The organism is Marinobacter sp. (assembly GCF_033722195.1).
Lineage (GTDB): Bacteria > Pseudomonadota > Gammaproteobacteria > Pseudomonadales > Oleiphilaceae > Marinobacter.
Map to the genome: position 1 here is coordinate 1 of NZ_JAWVZL010000156.1, position 4,713 is coordinate 4,713.

At 67.4% G+C, this 4,713-nt stretch carries 4 protein-coding genes; 2 read left to right on the plus strand and 2 right to left on the minus strand.

The window, feature by feature from the left end; genetic code table 11:
* Together R3280_RS16065 and R3280_RS16070 are read right to left on the minus strand one after the other, a co-directional pair.
* On the minus strand, positions 1-988 hold a 988-nt coding region (locus tag R3280_RS16065), incomplete at its 3' end, for a tRNA(Met) cytidine acetyltransferase TmcA domain-containing protein (RefSeq protein ID WP_318999621.1).
* 8 nt (positions 989-996) lie between these two features.
* A complete protein-coding gene (locus tag R3280_RS16070) occupies positions 997-1,380 on the minus strand; it encodes a DUF2237 domain-containing protein (RefSeq protein ID WP_318999622.1) in 384 nt (127 codons plus the stop codon).
* 123 nt (positions 1,381-1,503) lie between these two features.
* Between R3280_RS16070 and R3280_RS16075 the strand changes: the two genes are divergently transcribed.
* Both R3280_RS16075 and R3280_RS16080 read left to right on the plus strand, forming a co-directional pair.
* The gene (locus R3280_RS16075; protein WP_318999623.1) at positions 1,504-3,765 is read left to right on the plus strand and encodes an ATP-dependent helicase; all 2,262 of its coding nucleotides are present in this window, start codon (positions 1,504-1,506) and stop codon (positions 3,763-3,765) included.
* A 163-nt stretch (positions 3,766-3,928) separates the two neighbouring features.
* The coding region (locus tag R3280_RS16080; RefSeq protein WP_318999624.1) for an outer membrane beta-barrel protein at positions 3,929-4,713 on the plus strand (785 nt) is incomplete at its 3' end.

Genomic DNA, 4,713 nt, shown 5'->3' on the forward strand with positions numbered 1-4,713 from the left:
CGGAGCCCTCGTAACCGTGCACGGTGGTGGCGTAGACCACCCGTGGCCAGGCCAGCAGGATGGCGCTGAGCTGGGGCGCCGGTATGGCAGCGGCCTCATCCACCAGCACCAGGCCGGCCGCCGGGCGTTCCCGCAGCAGCCGGTCGATGGCGTAGAACTGCAGGGTCTGACCGTCTGCCAGGGTCAGGCTGAGACCATCACTACCCTGTTGCGCGTCCGCACCGGCCACCTCCAGAGCGTGATGAAACAGGGTGCGGACCGCCTCCGGGGAGGCGGCCGTGACCACCACCCGGGCGTCGCTGCCCCGCTCGCTGTTTTGCCGGAGCCAGGCGACGGCGCCCATGCCCAGGGCCGCCGACTTACCGCGGCCACGGTCCGCGGTGACCACCAGGGGCCGACGGCGATGGCCCTGGCCGGCCCGCACCACCTGGCGCACAGCCTCGGCCTGATCCTCGGTACCGCCGGGCTGGAACGGATTGGCTGCGGGCGGCAGTTCCGGCAAGGAGAAAGTCTCGCCGGGCCGGACCCGGATCACCTCCGGGTCGGCGCCTATGAGGCGGGCCAGGCGATCAGCAAAGGGATGGCGGGGTGCGTTCTCAAGCCCGGTGCGGATGTAGTCCGGATCGGCGAACTGCTGCCATTGGGTCAGCGGTGGCATCAGCCAGATCCACAGGCCGCCCGCGGCCAGGGTACCGGTCAGCGCTGCCAGGCTGTCGGGGGGATTGCCGGACCAGCCGTCCCACACCAGCAGGTCCAGCTCCCGGCCCAGCCACTGGCGCCCGGCCTGGGGCTGGATCGGACTCAACTCGGGGTGCGGGCTGTCTTCGGCCGGACCGGTCCAGAGCCCGGCGCCGCTGATCAGGCCGGGCAGCTGCTGGCGCAGCCAGGCCAGGCTGCGTTCACGGTCGCCCTCCAGCAGCAGCAGGCGACGCTGCCCCAGGACCCGGAGTTGCTGCCGGAAGGCCTGCCATTGCTGCGGTGTGGGCACCGGCGGGCTCAGCTCAGGTCGATGGCGTGACGCTTGAGATCTTCCAGCCGGCAATGCTTGAGGGCCGCCCGGTGAGTGGCACGCAGCCGCACCCGGGGCGCGCATTGCGCCTCCAGGGCCTCCTGCCAGCGGGTGGCGCACAGGCACCAGGCGTCACCGGCCTTGAGACCGGGAAAACCGAATTCGGGGCGCGGGGTGCTCAGATCGTTGCCCCGTTCCCGGGAGAAGGCCAGGAAGTCATCGGTCACCACCGAGCAGACCACATGGGCGCCCAGATCGTCCGGGCCGGTATTGCAGCAGCCGTCCCGGTAGAAACCGGTCTTGGGGTCGGTGCCACACTCCTCCAGGGTCTCGCCAAGTACATTGAGGGATTCCGCCATCACCGTGGCCATAGCCTGTCTCCTGCTGTCGGTGACTGTTCCGGCGCGCCCTTTCCAGCGGCCACCGGCAGTCAAAATGAACGTCATTATGGGCGACAGCTTACCCCCATTCCAGTTGCCGATTACAATGGCGCCATGACCACCCGGCTCCCCGAATTCCTCACCGCTGAACAGCGCGCCATCATCACCGCTGGTGTCGAGCATACCCTGATCACCGCGGTGGCCGGCAGCGGCAAGACCTCCACCCTGGCTTGGCGCATCCGTTACCTGCTGGAGCAGGGCCAGGACCCCAACCGTCTGATGGTGCTGATGTTCAACCGCGCCGCCCGCCAGGACTTCCAGCGCAAACTGGCGGAGGTGACCCGGGGTGCCGCCCTGGCGCTGCCCGAGGTGCGCACCTACCACGCCATGGGGCTGAGGCTGTATCGGCGCTTTGTGCGGGAGGGCTATCTGCCGGCCTTTTCGGAAGCCATCCTCAGCGAGCAGGAGATCCATTTCCAGGTCTGGCAACTGCTGCGTCGGCTGGCGCCGGAGGGCCTGCAGGACGACATCAGGCGAAACAAGAAAGACTATGTCGAGACCGCCGCCGGCTTCATTGACCGGGTGAAGACCACCCTGACGCCGGCGCGGGAGGTGTTCGACAGCCTGGGCTTCGAGGACCGCCACGACTACCTGGTGGACCTGTTCCACGGTTTCGAGCAGTGGCGCAAGTCCCAGGCCCGGATCGGCTACGCCGACATGCTCTACGAGCCGGTCATGGCCATCCACCAGAACCCGCCGCTCCAGCGCCTGGTGGCCAACCGCATGGACGTCATCCTCGTGGACGAATACCAGGACACCAACGAGATCCAGCACCTGCTGCTGCGCTACGTGGCCGGCGACCGCGCCCGGGTGACGGTGGTGGGGGATCCGGACCAGACCATCTACGAGTTCCGGGGCGCCCAGCCGGCCTTCATCCTCAGCCGCTTCAGCGCCGAGTTCGAACAGCCGCTGGAGCAGACCCTGACCTTCAGCTTCCGCTACGGCCATCGCGTGGCGCTGCTGGCCAACCATCTGATCCGCCACAACCGGGGTCGCCGGGATGTACTCTGCCACGCCCATCACAGCACCCCCGCCACCGAGGTCCAGCGCCACCAGACCGAGCGCGACGCCGATACCGTGGCGACCCTGGTGCAGGCCATGAGCGACACCGAGCGCCAGGATGCCGCCATCCTGTTCCGGGTCTGGAGCCAGAGCGTGGCCATCGAGCTGCGGCTGCTGGAGCTGGGCCTGCCCTACCGTATCGACAGCGGCAAGGGCGCCCTGTTCAGCCGCGAGGTGGCAGCCGTTACCGCGCTGCTGCAGGTCCTGGCGAGCCGCTTGCCCGCCACGCCGATCGAGGATCGCTTCGAGCTGGCGGGCCGGCTGCTCCGGTTTCCCCACGTGGGGCTCAAGGAGTCGGAACTGACACCCCTGGCCCGGATGCTGGCGGGCTTCGAGAAAGACTGGGGCCAGCGCCTGCTGGACCTGGACTTCGACGCGCTGCCACCGCTGGCGGCCCGCAAGCTGCGCCGGCTGGGGGAGTGCCTGGTGACGTTGACCGGCGCAACCGGCCCCGCCCACGACCTGCTTCACCGCTACGCCGAGCACACCGAGCTCTACGAGGGTATCCGCAGCCTGGCCATGACCCACGAGGCCGCCAGCGAGCGCGTGGACACAGTAAAAGGCCTGCTGACCTACCTCAAGGGCCTGGCCCTGGGTGCCGGCGATGCCCTGGACCATCTCCGGGCCCTGCGCCAGCGGTCCGGCGGCGCGGAATCCTCCGGCGGCGTCCTGCTGGCCACCATCCACCGCACCAAGGGCCTGGAATGGGACACCGTGATCCTGCCCGGCCTGCAGGAGAAGTACCTGCCCTACAGCCCGCGCCAGGCCGACGACCCGGGCGCGCTGGTGGAGAGCGAACGTCGCCTGCTCTACGTTGCTCTCACCCGGACCCGACGCCGGCTTCACCTGATCACCCCGGAACCCGGCCCGCGGCCGCTGGTGGACGCCGACAACAGCCGCAGCCGGTTCTTCGACGAGCTGGCTTTCGAGCTTTCCTGCCAGCTGGGTGGCCAGCTGCACCAGCCCGGGCAGGCCCGCTCCGAGCCTCTGGAACTGGACCATTCCCTGACCCCGGTCAGCCTGGCCTACGCCGAGCGGGCCGGGGTGGCGTTGCGCTCGACCCGGCCGGAGGCTGTCACCACCAGCGCTGGAACCCTTTGGCAGCATGAGCGTCTGGCCCATACCCTTTTTGGCCACGGTTCAGTGGTGGGTGAGGACGAGGCAGCCTTCACTGTCCGGTTTGACGAAGGCCGGACCCTGAACTTCAGTAAAAAGAGCGCGCATCTGTATTTTCACCCATTGCGTGAGCAGTAGAGCAGCCAGGACACTGCCGGCTCGCCGCTGCATCCGGATAAAACTTTGTCCATCGTGCAACCATCGGTCGAATGACGACGTAGGGGCAGTAATAACAAGCCGGTCAGCCCCCTGGCTCAGGCCGGCGACATAAACCATCTGACGAATGAACTGGAGGTTCTGCATGAACATCATGCGATCACTGACCATCGCCACGCTGGCGGCGGCTGCCGCCACTGCCGGTGCCGAGGAAACCCGACAAACCGTTTATATCAACCCCTCAGCGGGCTGGCAGCTGTTCGATGACAAGCGCGACCTGAGCGAGACCGCCACCTATGGCATCGGTGTGGAATTCCGTTTCCTGCCGCGCTGGGCCGTTGAAGCTGTCTATGCCCGCGGCGATGCGGATCGCAAGTATGTCCCCGGCTCCAGCGATTTCGACGAATACCGCGTCGATGGCCTCTACTACTTCGGCGAGCAGCACGAAACCTGGAACCCCTACCTGGCCCTGGGTGCCGGCCATGCCGATTTTGGTGGCGACGCGCCGCCCTTCACCGCCGGTACCGACCACGATGAAACCCGGGTCAATGTGGGCGCCGGTGTACGCTATAACATCAACGACAGCGTCTCCCTGCGGGGCGACCTGCGGGAATTCCACGGCATCGACGAAAGCACCTTCGACACCGTCGCCTCACTCGGTTTCAGCGTTGCTTTCAACCGCACCGTAGGCACCCCCGGTCCCCAGGACAGCGACAGCGATGGTGTCATGGATGCCAGCGACCAGTGCCCGGACACCCCCATGGGCGTTCCTGTTAACAGCCGTGGCTGTGAAGCCGATTCCGACAATGATGGCGTGGTGGACAGCCGCGACCAGTGCCCGGATACCCCGGCTGGCGCCATGGTCAACAGCCGTGGCTGTGAAGTGGACAGCGACAACGACGGCGTGGTCAACAGCATTGACCAGTGCCC

Bases quoted from the DNA above. Each gene is read 5' to 3' on its own strand.
- R3280_RS16070 (WP_318999622.1), bottom strand. From the start codon at position 1,380: ATGGCCACGGTGATGGCGGAATCCCTCAATGTACTTGGCGAGACCCTG.
- R3280_RS16075 (WP_318999623.1), top strand. From the start codon at position 1,504: ATGACCACCCGGCTCCCCGAATTCCTCACCGCTGAACAGCGCGCCATC.